Below are 15,887 nucleotides of genomic sequence, written 5' to 3'. Positions count from 1 at the left end.
CGGACTTCGGCCGGGCGGACTTCGGGTCCGGCGGCTTCGGAGAGACCGGCGCCGGCCTCACGGGTTTCGGGCCCGGAGGCGCAGGGCCCATCGGCAGTCAGTGGTACGACGCGGAGGCCGGCCCCCTGGTCCGTCCGTACGCGATGACCGGTGGGCGCACCAGACCGGGCCCCAGCAACGTACGGTTCGACCTCATCGCGCTCGTCGTCGTGGACACCGACGGCCCCGGCCCGGAAGCGGAGTCCCTGCTCGGCCCGGAGCACCGGGTGCTGCTGACCCTGTGCCGATGCGAGACCCAGTCCGTGGCGGAGCTCGCCGCCGACGCCGACCTGCCGGTCGGTGTCGTGCGGGTGCTCCTGGGCGACCTGCTCGAAGCGGGATTCGTGAAGGTCCGCCGCCCGGTGCCGCCGGCGCAACTGCCCGACGAACGGATCCTCAGAGAGGTGATCGAGGGGCTGAGAGCGCTGTGAACACCGGGGTGGGCCGCCGGCGCAGGGTGGCGCGAACGGAGCTTCAGTGCGAGGACGTCCGACTCCGTTCCCATTCCTCGCGCGTCAGCGCGTACTCGACGTCCCCCAGCTCGGAGCCCTCGATCTGCTCCGGCCACTCCTCGAAGAAGGTGCGGACGAAACGCAGTCCGACCTTCTCCATCACCCGACGCGAACGGGTGTTGACCGTCATCGTGTTGGCGGTCACCCGCTCCACACCGAGCTCGGAGAACCCCTTGTGGATCAGCGCCAGCGACCCCTCGGTCGCGAGTCCCCTGCCCCATGCCGCCCGTCCCAGGCGGTACCCGAGCTCGACCTCGCGGCTGCTGTCCTCGGACTCGGGGCGGAAGACGAACCAGCCCAGGAACCGGCCGGACCCGCGCTCCTCGGCCACCCAGAAGCCGGGGCCGCCGAAGCAGCGGTAGCGGTGCAGGAGACGCGGCATGAGCTCGCGCTCCACCTCACCGGGCGCGGACGGCCGGCCGCCGTTGATGTACCGCATCACTTCCGCGTCGTCGATGATGCCGCGCACTTCGCCGGCGTCGACGTCGGTGAAGGCGCGCAGGGTCAGCCGACCGGTCTCCAGGAACACACGCATGGCCCGATCCTGGGCCACCCCGCCCGCAGGGTGCACCCGATTTTCACCCGCACACCCACTCCGGAGAGAAGCGACCGATGGTTTCCCAGATCCTGGACGGCACCAGTGAGGACAGCACCGCCCTCGCGCTGAAGATCCTGGTCGCCGGCGGCTTCGGCGTCGGCAAGACCACCCTCGTCGGTGCGGTGAGCGAGATCCGGCCGCTGCGGACGGAGGAACAGCTCAGCAGGGTCGGCCGCACCGTGGACGACACGGAGGGCGTCGACCGCAAGACCACGACGACCGTCGCCATGGACTTCGGCCGTATCACCATCCGGTCCGGCCTGTCGCTGTATCTGTTCGGGACACCCGGCCAGGACCGCTTCTGGTTCCTGTGGGACGAGCTCTCCCAGGGCGCTCTGGGCGCGGTGGTCCTCGCCGACACGCGGCGGCTGTGCGACTGCTTCCCCGCCGTGGACTACTTCGAGCACCGCCGGATCCCGTTCGTCGTCGCCGTGAACTGCTTCCCCGGTGCGCGTACGTTCGCCGCCGAGGACGTCTCCCGGGCCCTCGACCTGGACGAGGGGACTCCCGTCGTGCTGTGTGACGCCCGTGAACGCGACTCCGGGAAGGAGGTCCTGGTACGCCTCGTCGAGTACGCAGGACGCTTCCACACGGCCCGGATCCTCGGCCCGGCAGACCAGCCGCTGTGACAGCGGCCGCCCGGCGCACCTTGCCCTGCGCCGCGCCGTGCGAAAGGCTTACGGGCGAACGCGGGGCCGCGGGGAACGTACGAGCGGGGAGGACGAACGACCATGGCGTTGGACAAGGGACTCGACTGGCTGCTGGACGACCTGACAAAACGGGTCGAACACGTCAGGCACGCACTCGTGCTGTCCAACGACGGGTTGGTGACCGGCGCCAGTACCGGTCTCGCACGCGAGGACGCGGAGCATCTCGCCGCCGTGTCGTCGGGCCTGCACTCCCTCGCAAGGGGGTCCGGCCGCCACTTCCGCGCCGGCCGGGCACGCCAGACGATGGTCGAGTTCGACGAGGCACTGCTCTTCGTGACGGCGGCGGGCGAGGGCAGCTGTCTGTGTGTCCTCACGGCCGCAGAGGCCGATGTCGGCCAGGTCGCGTACGAGATGACCCTCATGGTCAACAGGGTCGGCGAGCACCTGGGCGTCGAGGCGCGCCAGCCCGGCGGCAGCCCCTTCTGACCCCGTCCGGCCTGCGGCTGAGCAGTTGTCCACAGGCCGCGGCGGGATGTCCTCGCTTCGGGCTACGGTCGTCACCGAGAGTATCCACAGCTCACGGGGAGACCGGCATGACGGTACGGCAGACGTCCACGACCAGCCTCGCGCTCGGCAGGGCCGCGCAGGAACTGGCGCTGAAGCGCGGCGAGCTGGAGCTCGCGCTCCAACTGGGCCAGGTGCGTGCGGCACAGGACGACAGTGGAGGGCCGCCTCGCGTCGAGCGGCGGGAGATCGACCGGCTCCGGGCCGGGCACGGCTTCCCCGCCGCACTGCGGGAGCGGCTGCGGACGGTCGGCACGGTGGACGGCGCGGAGCTGGCGTCCATCAGCCAGGGCCGTTTCCTGAGGCTGGCCCGCACCGGTCATTTCGCACCGGTGAGGTTCTACGTCAACCGCTACCACGCCGTGGTGTGGCTCTATCTCGCCGAGGAGGTGCGGGACTTCGCCCGCGACCATGCGCCGCTGCTCACGGGCAGGACACCGCTCGAGGTCCGCGCGCTGCTGGCGACCGGCGAGGACCGGCGACCGCGTAATTGGCGGGGGCGGCGGCTCGGCCAGTTGCTGCGCGCGAGTTCCGATCCATGGCGGCGGGCAGCGGCGATCGCCGCCGTCCTCGATCCGGTGACCGTCGCCGAGACCGTTCCCGATCCCTACGAGCGCTCCCGTCTGAGTGTCCTCCGCCCGGAGATGGTGCCCGCACCGCCGAAGTCGCTGCGGGGGAGGGAGATCGTGGAGCGGCTGGTGACAGCCGACCACCCCGACGAGATTCTGTGGCACCGGGCGAGCCTCGCCGATGCGCTGCGGGAGGCGCGCGAACACTCCGCGGCCCCACGTCGCCCCCGACGTGCACCGGATGCGGCACCCGCCCGCGCTCCCCAAGCACCCCTCCACCCCGCGGCCCCGCACCCTGCCGTCCCGCACCCTGTCGTGCTCGCAGCCGCACGCCCCGCCCCGGTACAGCGCCCGAGGCGCTCCCGTCCGTGGAGCCGGCCGTCGAGCGCCCGGCCGTCGAGTTCCCGGCCTTCAGGCGCCCGGTCCGTGCGCTGCTCGCGGGCGACGGCGCGCGGGCTGCTGGGGCGCCTGTGGCGGAGCCGGGCAGGGCGGGCATGAAGCTGCGCTGTTGGCCCGCTTAAGAAAACCTCGATGGACGTGACGCTCCGAGCTGGGCAAATTGGAGCCCGTCCACTGGCCGGGGCCGTATTTTCGATATCCGGTCACCGTGATCGCCTGTCCGTCACCATGCCTGGAGCCGCACCGATGAAGGCACTTGTCAAGCAGCATGCCGAGCCCGGCCTCTGGCTCATGGACGTGCCGGAGCCGGAGACCGGACCGGGCGACGTGCTGATCAAGGTGCTGCGCACCGGCATCTGCGGAACCGATCTGCACATCAGGTCCTGGGACGGCTGGGCCCAGCAGGCCGTGACCACCCCGCGCGTCCTCGGACACGAGTTCGTCGGCGAGGTGGCCGCGATCGGCGCGGACGTCCAGGACATCGCCGTGGGCGACATCGTCAGCGGGGAGGGCCATCTGGTGTGCGGCAAGTGCCGCAACTGCCTCGCCGGCCGCCGTCACCTCTGCCGCAGCACCATCGGTCTCGGCGTCGGACGCGACGGGGCGTTCGCCGAGTACGTGGCGCTGCCCGCCTCCAACGTGTGGGTGCACCGCACCAAGGTGGACCTCGACGTCGCCGCCATCTTCGACCCCTTCGGCAACGCGGTGCACACCGCGCTCTCCTTCCCCCTGGTCGGGGAGGACGTGCTGATCACCGGTGCCGGCCCCATCGGGATAATGGCCGCGGCGGTCGCCCGGCACGCCGGCGCGCGCAACGTCGTCATCACCGACGTCAGCGAGTCCAGGCTCGCGCTCGCCCGCAAGGTCGGCGCGACCCTCGCGGTCAACGTCGCGGAGACCGACATCGCCGCGGCGCAGCAGCAGCTCGGTCTCAAGGAAGGCTTCGACATCGGCCTGGAGATGTCCGGCCGACCCGAAGCCGTACGCGACATGGTCGACAACATGACGCACGGCGGTCGTATCGCGATGCTCGGCCTGCCTGCCCAGGAGTTCGCCGTCGACTGGTCGAAGATCGTCACGTCGATGATCACCATCAAGGGCATCTACGGACGGGAGATGTTCGAGACCTGGTACGCGATGACCGTCCTGCTCGAAGGCGGTCTCGACCTCAGCCCCGTGATCACCGGCAGCTACGGCTACCAGGACTTCGACGCGGCCTTCGACGAGGCCGCCACCGCCCGCAGCGGCAAGATCATCCTCGACTGGACCGTCTGAGTCCCTGTCCCCGCGTCCGAGCCCCCGACCTAGGAGAACTCCTCATGTACGCGTCCGTCCGCGACGACCTGCGTGCCACGATCGACGAGATCCGCGATGCCGGTCTCTACAAGCCCGAGCGCGTCATCGGCACCCCGCAGAGCGCGTCCGTCGCCGTCACCGCGGGCGGCGCCCCGGGCGACGTCCTCAACTTCTGCGCCAACAACTACCTCGGTCTCGCCGACCACCCCGAGGTCGTCGCCGCCGCCAAGGACGCGCTCGACCGCTGGGGCTACGGCATGGCGTCCGTCCGCTTCATCTGCGGCACCCAGGAGATCCACAAGGAGCTCGAGCAGCGTCTCGCCGCGTTCCTCGGCCAGGAGGACACGATCCTCTACTCCTCCTGCTTCGACGCCAACGGCGGCGTGTTCGAGACGCTCCTCGGCCCCGAGGACGCCGTCATCTCCGACGCCCTCAACCACGCCTCCATCATCGACGGCATCCGCCTCTCCAAGGCCCGCCGTCACCGCTACGCCAACCGCGACCTCGCCGACCTCGAGCAGCAGCTCAAGGAGACGCAGGACGCCCGCCGCCGCCTGATCGTCACGGACGGCGTCTTCTCCATGGACGGCTACGTCGCCCCCCTCGACGAGATCTGCGACCTCGCCGACCGCTACGACGCCATGGTCATGGTCGACGACTCGCACGCCGTCGGCTTCGTGGGCCCCGGCGGCCGCGGCACGCCCGAGCTGCACGGTGTGATGGACCGCGTCGACATCATCACCGGCACCCTCGGCAAGGCCCTCGGCGGCGCCTCCGGCGGCTACGTCGCCGCCCGCGCGGAGATCGTCGAGCTGCTGCGCCAGCGCTCCCGCCCGTACCTCTTCTCCAACTCCCTCGCCCCGGTGATCGCCGCCGCCTCCCTCAAGGTCCTCGACCTGCTGGAGTCCGCCGGTGACCTGCGGGAGAAGCTCGCCGCCAACACCAAGCTCTTCCGCACCGAGATGGCGGCGGCCGGCTTCGAGATCCTGCCCGGCGACCACGCCATCGCGCCCGTCATGATCGGCGACGCCGCCGAGGCCGGACGCATGGCGGAGCTGCTGCTCGAGCGCGGCGTCTACGTCATCGGCTTCTCCTACCCGGTCGTCCCCATGGGGCAGGCCCGGATCCGGGTCCAGCTGTCGGCGGCGCACTCCACCGAGGACGTGACGCGGGCGGTGGCGGCCTTCGTCGACGCACGCGCGACAATGGGCGGGTGATCGACCCCCGGCGGCTGCGAATCCTGCGGGCCGTGGCGGACCACCGTACGGTGACCGCCGCGGCCTCCGCGCTCTACCTCACCCCCTCGGCCGTGTCCCAACAGCTCAACGCGCTGGAGCAGGAGACCGGCCACGCCCTGCTGATCCGCAGCGGCAAGGGCATGCGGCTGACGGTGGCGGGCGACATCCTGCTCACGCACACCCACGCCGTCCTGGCCCAGCTGGAACGGGCGGAGGCGGAGCTCGCCGAGTACGCGGGGGGCGTGGCCGGCGAGGTGAGCGTCGCCGCGTTCGCCACCGGTATCGCCGAGGTCGTGGCCCCGGCCATAGACCGGCTCTCGAAGACCCGCCCGGGCATTCGTGTACGCGTGCGGGACGCGGAGGGCGACGAGAGCCTGCCGCTCGTGCTCGACGGGGCTGCGGACCTCGCGGTGGCGGTGGAGTACCGGGGAGCTCCCGGCGCGGGCGACCGCCGGCTCGCCCGGGTGCCGCTGTACGCCGAACCGTTCGACGCCGTGCTGCGCGCCGACCATCCGCTCGCCGCGAAGGACCGTGTGGAGCTCTCCGAGTTCGCCGACAGCGACTGGATCGGGCCCTATCCGGGCAATCCGTGCCACGACATGGTGCTCTTGGCGTGCGAGCTGGCCGGCTTCGAGCCGCGTCTGCTGCATTCTTCCGACGACTTCCGTGCCGTCGTCGCTCTCGCCGGAGCGGGCGCCGGGGTCGCGCTGGTGCCGCGTTCCGCTCTGCGCGGCATGGAACTGCGCGACACGGTCGTGCGCCCTGTCGCGGGCCCGGCGGCCACCCGCCGGGTCTTCGCCGCGGTCCGACTCGGCGCGGAGGCCCATCCGCTGATCCGGCCGGTGCTCGATGCCCTGGCGCACACCGCGCAGGGTCTGTCCACGGACTGACCGACGGCGTCCGGCGCCGGACGGGGCGCACGGGCCGCGATCACGGGAGCGGCCCCACCGTGGCAGAGCTGCCGGCGGACCACCCGGCCCGGGGTCGGGCCGGCCGGGGCGCTAGGAGACCTCGGCCTCCATCGCCTTCTTCAGGTTCTCCAGTGTCGTACGGATGTTGCGGCGCTGGAACTCGGCGAAGGTGTGGCCCCGCGTCGCCAGCTTGTCGAACGTGTTGGCGACGACGTCGGGCCAGGCGCGGCGGTCGTCGATCCAGGTCTCCGTCACCCGCGTCCCGCCGCCGGCGGCGCGCTCGAAGCGGTACTCCCAGGTCGCGATGCGTCCGGGCAGCACGGGCCGCCGCCTGCCGATGGCGCGTACCCGGAACGCGAACCGCTCGCCGGGATCGGCGGCCGTGACGGTGCAGCGGGTGGTCCAGCTGACCGGCCCGCGCGTGTTGCGGCCGTCGAAGACCATGCCCACGTAGGCCTGTTCGCCACCGCTGCGCACGGTCGCGCCGCGGTTCTCGGGGCTCCAGCGCCCCATCAGCGCGGGATTGCTCACATGCGCGTAGATCACCGAGGGGGCGGCGCCGATCACGACGCTGTCCGAGACGCTGAGTATGCGGACCATGCGTACGACTCCGATCATCGTGGGCGTCCGACGCTATCGCGCCGCGTCCGGTCGTCGTGCGGAGGGGCGGCTTTGTCCAAGTCCGCTCTGCTGTCCGGCTGTTGGGCAATGTGGTGCAAACGCGTACGGCGTGCCGCGGCGGTGCGGACGGACGCGCCGAGGACCGTGCCCGGCCGGATTCCGGCACCGTGACCGTACGGCGGACGGCCCCTGGGGCGAACAGACGGCCGGGGCTCGAGCGAGAAGTCTCGGCGAGAGCACGTCGTGGCGCTTTGCGGACCGGCCCTGTGGGCAGCTTCAATACGGCCAAACCTCTCATAAGGCGCGTGATCGGAGAATCGCGATGCTTATTCATGCGGTTGACCGGGGAGTCCTGGTCGTCACGATCCGCGTCGACATCGACATCACCGCCCGGGCGGTCACGGCGGAGAACATCGCACGTCTCGTCCGCTGCCATCTGCCGCTGCCGGTGGTCATCGTGCTCGCGGCGCCGGTGATCGGTGCCGCCACCCTCAGCGCGGTGCTCCGTGTCCACCGCGCGTGCAGCGGCCTGCGGGTCCCCCTGTCCGTCGCCACACCGAGCGCCGCCGCTCGACGCGTGCTGAGGGCGAGCGCCGATCCCTCCCGCTTCCCGCTGGGTGTGTTCGCCACGGCCGACAGCGCGATCGCCGCCGCGGTCGCCGCCACCGCCCACGACGCCTCGGCGTGAGAGGCGTGACCGGCCGTCGTCGGCGTGAGGGGCGTGTACCGCCGTGACCGCCCGACCGTCGGCGTGACGGCGTGACCGTTGCACCCGTGTGCGGTCGTAGTGGTCGGGCATGGCCGTCACGGCGGGCGGCGCCGTCCGTGGCGGTCGGCGTGAGGTGACGGCCCCCGCCCCTGGGGGGACGCGTGGCCGGCGGCAGCGGGGAGAGCGCGGGCGGCGGGGCAGCCGCGTCCGCCCGTCATCTCACGGCAACGCTATTGCAGTTGACGGCCTCGCGATGGACACGGTCTTCTGTGGCCGTGTCCCCACTTCGAATCCAGCAGGTGGACGGCGATGCCATGCTCCGTGACTGGCAGCACGTCCACAACACGATCATCCCTTCGCACGTCCTGTCGCTCGACGAGGTCCGTGAGCGCTCTGGGCGCCATCGCCTGACCGTGGCGTACCTCGGCGACGTCCTCGTCGGCTGCTCGACCGTTCGTCCGCCGGCGGACGGCACTTCGACGGCCACGGTGATCTCCAGGGTGCTCCCGGCTCACCGTCGCCAGGGCATCGGCGGACGGCTCTACGAGCGGGAGTTGGCGCAGGCGCGCGCACTCGGCGCGGACGTGATCGAGACCGTCGTGCTCGCGTCCAACGAGGACGGGCTCCACTTCGCCCGGTCCCGGGGGTTCACCGAGATCGAGCGGTATCTGCTGCCGGGCGACAGCGTGCCCTACATCGACCTCCGGCTGGCCTGAGGTCGGCATGCCCGGCGGCCCGCGAGGGTGAGGTCGGCCGCCGAGCGGCGCACCGAGTGCCACGCACCGTACGGCGCGGCGCCCGGCCGCCCCGCATCCGGACGGGGAGGGGCAAAGCGTGGTGGCGTCAACGAGGTTGGCACGGATTGATATGGGCATGCCAATTGAGCCGCGTGCCCCACACCGCCGGCCGACCAGGAGGACGCATTGCGCAGCACATCACGAATCCGCAGGGTCTCGCTCGTTCTCGGCAGCGCCGTCGTGCTCGTCATGGCGTCTTCCGGCAGCGCCGTCGCCGCCCCGCCCGCAGCCCTGCCCGCCAACGCGGACGGACTCGAGCAGACCTTCCAGCCGGCCTACGACTACGACACGGACGGGTGCTATCCCACACCCGCCATCGGACCGGACGGGACCATAGCCACCGGACTCAACACGACCGGTGCGGTCAACGGCCAGTGCCGTGACGCATGGGACCTCGACAACACCAACGGATACGCACGCCACAAGTGCAACAACGGCTGGTGCGCGATCATGTACGGCCTCTATTTCGAGAAGGACCAGGCCGTCGCCGGCAGCGGACTCGGCGGGCACCGCCACGACTGGGAGCACGTCGTGGTGTGGGTGCAGAACAACGAGGCGCGGTACGTGTCCACCTCCGCCCACGGCGACTTCGACATCCACGGCCGGGACCGCATCCGGTGGGACGGCACACACCCCAAGATCGTCTATCACAAGGACGGTATAGGCACGCACTGCTTCCGCCCGGCGAACTCCAACGACGAGCCGCCGGAGAACCACTACCACGGATGGCAGTTCCCCCGGCTTGTCGGCTGGAACGGCTACCCGGCGGGCCTGCGCGACAAGCTGAGCCAGGCTCAGTTCGGCAGTGCCGTCTTCGGTCTGAAGGACGGGAACTTCAACCACCACCTGGAGAAGGCCAAGCCGGCCGGTATCCCGTTCGACCCCCACGCCTGAGGGGCTGCGGGGAGCGGATGCCTCTTCACGGACCGTCACCCGATGGCGACGGTCCACAGACTCGCGGCCCGGGCATCCTTCGGCGGATGCCCGGGCCGCAGGCCTTCTTGGGCGGCAGGCGGACCGTGAGTGGCGCGGCACCGGACCGGGGAGAGGCCGCTTCAGCGGTTCATCTGGTGACCGTCCACTTCTGGTTGGCGGCTCCGGTACAGGTCCAGAGCTGGAGCCGGGTTCCGTTGGCGGAGCTGTTGCCGCTGGCGTCGAGGCACTTGTTCGCCTGAGGGTTGACGATGTCGCGTGCCCCGTTGGCGTCCCAGCGCTGGGCTCCTGAACCGTTGCAGTCCCAGAGTTGTACGAGGGTGCCGTCGGCGGTGCCGCCGGAGGCGGCGTCGAGGCACTTGCCGAGCGCCCGGATGGTGCCGTCGGCGCCCACGCTCCAGCGCTGGGCCGCGGTGCCGTTGCAGTCGTAGAGCTGTACGGGGGTGCCGTTGGCGGTGTTCGCTCCTGCCACGTCCACGCACTTGCCGCCGATGCCGGTGATCGGCCCGCCGGTGGCCGGGCTGTCGCCCGTGGTGACCCGCACATGGTCCACGACGAGCTGCTGGGGGAAGACCGTGCTGCCGTCGGGGTCACCGGGCCAGTAACCGCCGACCGCGAGGTTCAGGATGATGAAGAACGGCTTGTCGAACACCCATTGGCGACCGCCCAGATCGGCCGGCGTACGGGTCTGGTAGACGTTGCCGTCCACCGACCACGTCACCTTGTTGGGCGACCAGTCGACGGCGAACGTGTGGAAGGCGTCCGCGAAGGCCTGGCCACCGGGGAGCGTGTATCCGGCACCGATGCCGCCGGAGCCCGAGTAGCCGGGGCCGTGCAGGGTGCCGTGGACGGTGGAGGGTTCGAAGCCGACGTTCTCCATGATGTCGATCTCGCCCGAGGCGGGCCAGCCGATCTGCCCGATGTCGTTCCCGAGCATCCAGAAGGCGGGCCACATGCCCTGCCCGCGGGGCACCTTGAGCCGGGCCTCGACCCGGCCGTAGGTGGTGGTGAACTTGCCCGCGGTGTTCAGCCGGGCCGAGGTGTACTCGCAACGCCCGTACCAGCACTGGTAGTTTCCGGGGTTCTCGCGCCGGGCGGTGATGACCAGGTGGCCCTGCCCGTCGAGCGCGGCGTTCCGGTTGCCGGCCGTGTAGTACTGCCGCTCGTGGTTGTTGACGTTGTCGCCGGTCTCGATGTGCCACTTGCCGCTGTCGACTGCGGAGCCGGCGGGCCCGTCGAAGTCGTCGGAGAACGTGACCGCGGCGGCCGCGGCGGCCGGCCGGAGGGCGGAGTTCGCCTGTGGTGACGGTGCGGGCGCGCCGGTCGCCAGGCCGGTGCCGACCGTGGCCAGGACCAGTACGGAGACGACGGTCGCGAGCAGGCGCCGTGGGGAGCGCGGGGAGTCCATGACTCTCCCTTCCGAGGCGTGAGGGAGGAAGGGGCTCCTGTCATGGATATGACAGGGCTTAGTTCATTACGTGATTTAAGAAGTGAGCTAAGCGGCTGTCAAGGGTTTGGTACGGACCTGGCGGGGGTGCTGCTCCAGGTGTCACCACTCTGCAAAATGGAGCGCTTGCAATCAAATGCGTCTGCAACTATTGTTGACGCTCGTAAGGCGCACTCGCAAACCTCTGAAAGGTCCTCCCATGCCTCTTGCGCTGCTGGCCCTGGCTGTCGGTGCCTTCGGCATCGGCACAACCGAGTTCGTGATCATGGGGTTGCTCCCCGAGGTCGCGGCCGACTTCGGGGTCTCGATCCCCACCTCGGGTCTGCTGGTGACCGGCTACGCCCTCGGCGTGGTCGTCGGCGCCCCGCTCATGACCGCACTCGGCGCCAAGGTGTCCCGCAAGCGGATGCTGATGTTGCTGATGGGCCTCTTCGTCGTGGGCAACGTCCTGTCTGCCCTGGCGCCCACCTTCGGCATGATGCTCACCGGCCGGATCGTGGCCTCCCTGGCCCACGGTGCGTTCTTCGGCATCGGCTCCGTCGTGGCGGCAGGACTGGTCGCCCCGGACAAGAAGGCGGGCGCGATCGCGATGATGTTCACCGGTCTGACCGTCGCCAACGTGGTCGGTGTCCCCGGGGGCACCCTGATCGGCCAGTCCATCGGCTGGCGCACCACCTTCATGATCGTCGCCCTGCTCGGTGTCATCGGCCTGGCCGGCATCGCCCGGCTCGTCCCCGACATGCCGAAGCCTCAGGGCGTGCGGCTGCGTGACGAGGTGGCGGCCTTCAAGAACGCCCAGGTGCTGCTGGCCATGGCGATGACCGTGCTGGGCTTCGGCGGCGTGTTCGCCGCCATCACCTACATCGCGCCGATGATGACCGATGTCGCCGGCTTCGCCGACACCTCCGTCACCTGGCTGCTCGTCCTCTTCGGAGTCGGCATGGTCGGCGGCAACCTGCTCGGCGGCAAGTACGCCGACAAGCACCTCATGCCCCTGCTCTACACGACTCTGACCGCACTGGCCGTGGTCCTGGGCCTGTTCACCGTCACCGCGCACCACAAGGTCCTGGCCGCGATCTCGATCCTGCTGATCGGTGCCCTCGGGTTCGCGACCGTGCCCCCGCTGCAGAAGCGCGTGCTGGACCAGGCCCACGGCGCCCCGACCCTGGCCTCCGCCGTCAACATCGGCGCCTTCAACCTCGGCAACGCGCTGTCCGCCTGGCTCGGTGGCATCGTGATCGCCGCCGGCATGGGGCTCACAGCCCCCAACTGGGTCGGCGCGGTCCTCGCCGTGGCCGCGCTCGTCCTCGCGGTTCTCTCCGCCTTCCTCGAAGGCCGGGAGTCCCGCGGAGGCAGCCGTGTCCTCGCCGGGTCCACGGCCGCGGGTCCGGCCACCGCAGCCGTCGGCACCACGCCCGCGGCCGTGACGACCGCAGAACCGGCACCGGTCACAGCGGCACGCCGCTGACGCCCGCGACCACCACCGCAGAACCGCACCGCAGAACCGCACCGCAGAACCGCACGGAGCAATCAGCGGAACCGCCCCGCACGAAGCAATCAGCGGACCCGCACCGCAGCAGTCAGGAGAACCATCCCCATGAGCACCACCGCCGCCGCCACCGCCCCGCTGACCGTTCAGGACGCGGAGACCCTCCTCGACACGGCCCGCGCCGCCGCGGAGGCCGCCGGGGTCACCGTCGCCGTCAGCGTCCTCGACGCGGGCGGCCACCTGCTGGCCTTCCGCCGCGACGAACGGGCGGTACTGATCGCCGGCGAAACCAGCACCCGCAAGGCGTACACCGCGCTCCAACTGGGCGCCCCCACCGCCGACCTCGTCGACGCCGTGCAGCCCGGCGGCCTCTTCCACAGCCTGCCGACCGCGCTCGACCGGCCGCTGCTCTTCATCGCCGGCGGCATACCGGTCTTCCGCGACGGACGCCTCGTCGGTGCCGTCGGAGTCGGCGGCGGCGCTCCGGAGCAGGACCACGGCTTCGCCACCGCTGCTGTCACCGCGCTGGAGGGTGGCACGCGCACGGACGGGGACCTCGCCGCCTGACGTCCGAGGAATCCGACCCGGCCCGCCCGCCGCCGCTGTGGCATCACCCGCCGCAGCGGCGGCGCCGCATGTCCGGCCGGGCCGTGGGTCAGACCACCGCGCCCGAACGGTCCCTCGCCCTGCCGCGCTCCTTCGCCGGCTTCACGCGCCCGGCCCCACCGGCACCGCGTGACTCGGGGTACCGGGACTGGAGGACGAGCGCCACGGGCATCGCGGTGAAGACGGTGGACGCCATTCCCAGCACCACTCCCGCGAGCAGGGCGATCGAGAAGTCGGTCAGCGAGTCACCCCCCAGGACGGCCAGCGCGACGAGGACGAACAGCGCCCCCATGCCCGTGTTGACCGTCCGGGGCAGGGTCTGCGCGACGGCCCGGTCCGCCAGGGACTCCAGTGGGATCGAGCCGCCGGCCCTGCGGAGTTCGCGCAGCCGGTCGAGCACGACGACCGTGTCGTTGACCGAGTAGCCGACGACGGTCAACAGCGCGGCGAGGAAGACGCTGTCCATCGGCTTGCCGAGCCAGGCGAACAGACCCACGACCAGTGCCACGTCCTGCGTCATCGCGACGACGGCCGCCGTCGCGAACGTCCACCGGAAGCGCACGGACAGGTACAGAAGTTGTGCCGCGACGGCGACGCCGAGCGCGATCAGCGCGTACAGGCGCAGCTCGCTGCCCAGGCTGGGCCCGATGAGATCGTCGCGTTCCACGGTCAACTGCCCTGCCACGTCGTCGAGCGCGCCGCGGATCCGTTCCTGTTCGTCGTCGCCGCTTTCCTTGGTGCGTACGGAGATCCCGTTGTCGTCGGTCGACTGCACGACCGCGTCGGGGAATCCGGCGCCGACGACCGCCTCGCGGGCCGTGTCGGCGTCGACGGACCGCTCGGCCGTGTACTGCACGACCCGGCCGCCGGTGAACTCCACCCCGAACTCCACCCCGCGCACACCGATCCCGGCGACCGCGAGGAGCAGCAGCCCCGAGCAGATCCCGAGCCAGCGGCGCCGGTGCCGCATCAGGCGCGGTGTACGCCGGGCGAGCCGCTCACGCAGCCGCCCCGGCCCGGCCATGCCGGTCAGCTCGGGACGGCGCCGGACGTACGGCACGCTCAGCGCCCACTCGGCGAGCAGCCGGGTGATCAGCATGGCCGAGACCATCGACGCCAGCACGCCGATCGCCAGGGTCACACCGAAGCCCTTCACCGGGCCGGTCGCGAATACGAACAGCAGCCCGGCGGCCAGCAGTGTGGTGATGTTCGAGTCGGCCACCGCGCTCCACGCCTTGCTGAACCCGGTCCGCAGCGAGGACTTCAGGTCGCGCCGCCGGGCGCCGCCCCGGCCTTTCGGGCGTGCGAACTCCTCTCGCGCGCGTTCGAAGACGAGCACGTTGGCGTCCACGGCGATGCCGATGGCCAGCACGAACCCGGCGAGTCCCGGCAGGGTGAGCGTCGCCCCGAGTGCCACGACGGCGGCGTACGAGATCAGCCCGTACAGCGCGAGCGCCACCGTGGCCAGCAGGCCGAGGAGCCGGTACACGACGATGACGAACAGGCCGGTGCAGAGCAGTCCGATCACCGCCGCCGCTGCGCTGGCCCGGACGGCCTCCGCGCCCAGCGTCGGCCCCACGGTGCTCTGTTCCACGGTCGTCACCGGGACGGGAAGCGCGCCGCCCTTCACCAGAGCGGCCAGGTCGCGGGCCTCGTCCGGGGTGAACCCGCCGGTGATCTGCGCGGAGCCGCCGGTGATGCCCGCACCGCAGGGCACGCTGCTCTGCATGCCCGGCGCCGACACCACCGCGTCGTCGAGGACGATCGCGACCCTGCGCGCGGGATCGGCGGGTGCCGCGCAGGCCGCCTCGCCCGTGATGCGTGCCCACTGCTTCGCCGCGTCGTCGCGGAAGGAGAGGTCGACGGTCCAGCCGCGGCCCTCGAGGGTGTCGAGCACCGCCTCCGCGTCCTCGACCCCGTCACCGGTGAGGGCGGGCGGGCCGAGCCGCAGGAACTGCCCCGGTGCGTCGGGGTCGGCGAGGACGCGCGCGCCGTCCTTCCCGGAAGGGCCCGCGGGCCCCTCCGAGGTGCCGGTGACGGGGTGGAAGGTCAGCTGGGCGGTGCGGCCGACGACCTTCGCGGCCTCGCGCGGGTCCTTCAGGCCGGGAAGTTCGACGATGATGCGCCGCTCACCGGAGCGCGCGAGGGAGGGCTCGGTGACACCGAGCCCGTCGACGCGCCGGCGCAGCACCTCCATCGCCCGGTCCGTGGCCTCCCGGTCGGCGGTCACGGTGGGGGAGTCCCGGGTCTCGAGGACGATACGGGTTCCGCCCCGCAGGTCCAGGCCGAGCCGGGCCGGTGTGGTCAGGGCGACGTACAGGGACACGGCGACGACGGCGAGCGCGATCAGCGCCCGCCAGAACGTTGCGCGAGATGACATGGGTGCTCCACGGGCAGCACGCAGGCGCACCCGGCGCCTGCGCTGATTGAGGACGCGAGGAAGAGGACGTCACGCGCACCGGTCCGCGGACACGTCGCGGTACCGGACGGCGGACGCCTTGGGGTCCCG

General features: G+C 71.4%; 16 protein-coding genes. 12 read left to right on the top strand and 4 right to left on the bottom strand.

The annotated features are described in order from the left end of the window. Positions 1–89 precede the first annotated feature (89 nt). Positions 90–470, top strand: a complete 381-nt coding sequence (locus ACIPJI_RS23000) for a DUF742 domain-containing protein (RefSeq protein ID WP_307710603.1) — start codon at positions 90–92, stop codon at positions 468–470. A gap of 43 nt (positions 471–513) precedes the next feature. Here the strand turns inward: ACIPJI_RS23000 and ACIPJI_RS22995 are convergent, their stop codons facing one another. Continuing rightward, a complete protein-coding gene (locus tag ACIPJI_RS22995; protein WP_402248444.1) occupies positions 514–1,086 on the bottom strand; it encodes a GNAT family N-acetyltransferase in 573 nt (190 codons plus the stop codon). A 77-nt stretch (positions 1,087–1,163) separates the two neighbouring features. On the opposite strand from ACIPJI_RS22995, the gene ACIPJI_RS22990 reads away from it, so the two are divergent. From ACIPJI_RS22990 to ACIPJI_RS22965, 6 genes are all read left to right on the top strand, one after another. Continuing rightward, positions 1,164–1,778 (top strand): ATP/GTP-binding protein, encoded by a 615-nt coding sequence (locus tag ACIPJI_RS22990; protein ID WP_356619457.1) that lies wholly within the window; start codon positions 1,164–1,166, stop codon positions 1,776–1,778. Positions 1,779–1,880: 102 nt separating this feature from the next. Next, on the top strand, positions 1,881–2,285 hold the full coding sequence (locus ACIPJI_RS22985; protein WP_005307718.1) for a roadblock/LC7 domain-containing protein: 405 nt from the start codon (positions 1,881–1,883) through the stop codon (positions 2,283–2,285). Between the two features lie 107 nt (positions 2,286–2,392). Next, positions 2,393–3,430 carry a DUF6397 family protein gene (locus tag ACIPJI_RS22980; RefSeq protein WP_402248442.1) on the top strand — a complete coding sequence of 346 codons (1,038 nt, stop codon included), beginning with the start codon at positions 2,393–2,395 and terminating at the stop codon, positions 3,428–3,430. Positions 3,431–3,577: 147 nt separating this feature from the next. After that, positions 3,578–4,606 (top strand): L-threonine 3-dehydrogenase, encoded by a 1,029-nt coding sequence (tdh, locus tag ACIPJI_RS22975; RefSeq protein WP_402248440.1) that lies wholly within the window; start codon positions 3,578–3,580, stop codon positions 4,604–4,606. Positions 4,607–4,650: 44 nt separating this feature from the next. Further along, positions 4,651–5,844: a glycine C-acetyltransferase gene (locus ACIPJI_RS22970; RefSeq protein ID WP_189472117.1), complete on the top strand. Its 1,194-nt coding sequence runs from the start codon at positions 4,651–4,653 to the stop codon at positions 5,842–5,844. Further along, positions 5,841–6,755, top strand: coding sequence for a LysR family transcriptional regulator (locus ACIPJI_RS22965; RefSeq protein ID WP_402248438.1), 915 nt, complete (start codon positions 5,841–5,843; stop codon positions 6,753–6,755). Before ACIPJI_RS22970 ends, ACIPJI_RS22965 begins: the two co-directional genes overlap by 4 nt. A gap of 111 nt (positions 6,756–6,866) precedes the next feature. Here the strand turns inward: ACIPJI_RS22965 and ACIPJI_RS22960 are convergent, their stop codons facing one another. Then, complete coding sequence (locus ACIPJI_RS22960; protein WP_005307704.1) at positions 6,867–7,376, bottom strand: SRPBCC family protein; 510 nt, start codon at positions 7,374–7,376, stop codon at positions 6,867–6,869. 343 nt (positions 7,377–7,719) lie between these two features. Between ACIPJI_RS22960 and ACIPJI_RS22955 the strand changes: the two genes are divergently transcribed. From ACIPJI_RS22955 to ACIPJI_RS22945, 3 genes are all read left to right on the top strand, one after another. Further along, the gene (locus ACIPJI_RS22955) at positions 7,720–8,085 is read left to right on the top strand and encodes a hypothetical protein (RefSeq protein WP_402248436.1); all 366 of its coding nucleotides are present in this window, start codon (positions 7,720–7,722) and stop codon (positions 8,083–8,085) included. Between the two features lie 335 nt (positions 8,086–8,420). Continuing rightward, complete coding sequence (locus ACIPJI_RS22950; RefSeq protein ID WP_402248751.1) at positions 8,421–8,822, top strand: GNAT family N-acetyltransferase; 402 nt, start codon at positions 8,421–8,423, stop codon at positions 8,820–8,822. Positions 8,823–9,029: 207 nt separating this feature from the next. Beyond that, complete coding sequence (locus tag ACIPJI_RS22945; RefSeq protein WP_402248434.1) at positions 9,030–9,797, top strand: NPP1 family protein; 768 nt, start codon at positions 9,030–9,032, stop codon at positions 9,795–9,797. Positions 9,798–9,966: 169 nt separating this feature from the next. On the opposite strand, the gene ACIPJI_RS22940 is transcribed toward ACIPJI_RS22945, so the two are convergent. After that, positions 9,967–11,244 (bottom strand): ricin-type beta-trefoil lectin domain protein, encoded by a 1,278-nt coding sequence (locus ACIPJI_RS22940; protein ID WP_402248432.1) that lies wholly within the window; start codon positions 11,242–11,244, stop codon positions 9,967–9,969. A gap of 238 nt (positions 11,245–11,482) precedes the next feature. Between ACIPJI_RS22940 and ACIPJI_RS22935 the strand changes: the two genes are divergently transcribed. Together ACIPJI_RS22935 and ACIPJI_RS22930 are read left to right on the top strand one after the other, a co-directional pair. Beyond that, positions 11,483–12,751 carry an MFS transporter gene (locus ACIPJI_RS22935; RefSeq protein ID WP_402248430.1) on the top strand — a complete coding sequence of 423 codons (1,269 nt, stop codon included), beginning with the start codon at positions 11,483–11,485 and terminating at the stop codon, positions 12,749–12,751. A gap of 129 nt (positions 12,752–12,880) precedes the next feature. Beyond that, positions 12,881–13,339, top strand: coding sequence for a heme-binding protein (locus ACIPJI_RS22930; protein WP_402248428.1), 459 nt, complete (start codon positions 12,881–12,883; stop codon positions 13,337–13,339). 88 nt (positions 13,340–13,427) lie between these two features. Here ACIPJI_RS22930 and secD read toward each other — a convergent pair whose 3' ends face one another. Then, entirely contained in the window at positions 13,428–15,758 is a 2,331-nt protein-coding gene (gene secD, locus ACIPJI_RS22925) for a protein translocase subunit SecD (RefSeq protein ID WP_402248426.1), read from the bottom strand. Positions 15,759–15,887: the final 129 nt, after the last annotated feature.

Source organism: Streptomyces sp. NPDC086835 (genome assembly GCF_044745705.1).
Classification (GTDB): Bacteria; Actinomycetota; Actinomycetes; order Streptomycetales; family Streptomycetaceae; genus Streptomyces.
Note: the sequence above shows the minus strand (reverse complement) of the source record. Positions and strands in the feature narration are given on the sequence as shown.

Excerpts from the sequence above, each read along its gene's own strand:
- ACIPJI_RS22995 (WP_402248444.1), bottom strand. The coding sequence starts at position 1,086 with ATGCGTGTGTTCCTGGAGACCGGTCGGCTGACCCTGCGCGCCTTCACC.
- ACIPJI_RS22990 (WP_356619457.1), top strand. The coding sequence starts at position 1,164 with ATGGTTTCCCAGATCCTGGACGGCACCAGTGAGGACAGCACCGCCCTC.
- ACIPJI_RS22985 (WP_005307718.1), top strand. The coding sequence starts at position 1,881 with ATGGCGTTGGACAAGGGACTCGACTGGCTGCTGGACGACCTGACAAAA.
- ACIPJI_RS22980 (WP_402248442.1), top strand. The coding sequence starts at position 2,393 with ATGACGGTACGGCAGACGTCCACGACCAGCCTCGCGCTCGGCAGGGCC.
- tdh (WP_402248440.1), top strand. The coding sequence starts at position 3,578 with ATGAAGGCACTTGTCAAGCAGCATGCCGAGCCCGGCCTCTGGCTCATG.
- ACIPJI_RS22970 (WP_189472117.1), top strand. The coding sequence starts at position 4,651 with ATGTACGCGTCCGTCCGCGACGACCTGCGTGCCACGATCGACGAGATC.
- ACIPJI_RS22960 (WP_005307704.1), bottom strand. The coding sequence starts at position 7,376 with ATGGTCCGCATACTCAGCGTCTCGGACAGCGTCGTGATCGGCGCCGCC.
- ACIPJI_RS22955 (WP_402248436.1), top strand. The coding sequence starts at position 7,720 with ATGCTTATTCATGCGGTTGACCGGGGAGTCCTGGTCGTCACGATCCGC.
- ACIPJI_RS22950 (WP_402248751.1), top strand. The coding sequence starts at position 8,421 with ATGCTCCGTGACTGGCAGCACGTCCACAACACGATCATCCCTTCGCAC.
- ACIPJI_RS22940 (WP_402248432.1), bottom strand. The coding sequence starts at position 11,244 with ATGGACTCCCCGCGCTCCCCACGGCGCCTGCTCGCGACCGTCGTCTCC.
- ACIPJI_RS22935 (WP_402248430.1), top strand. The coding sequence starts at position 11,483 with ATGCCTCTTGCGCTGCTGGCCCTGGCTGTCGGTGCCTTCGGCATCGGC.
- ACIPJI_RS22930 (WP_402248428.1), top strand. The coding sequence starts at position 12,881 with ATGAGCACCACCGCCGCCGCCACCGCCCCGCTGACCGTTCAGGACGCG.
- secD (WP_402248426.1), bottom strand. The coding sequence starts at position 15,758 with ATGTCATCTCGCGCAACGTTCTGGCGGGCGCTGATCGCGCTCGCCGTC.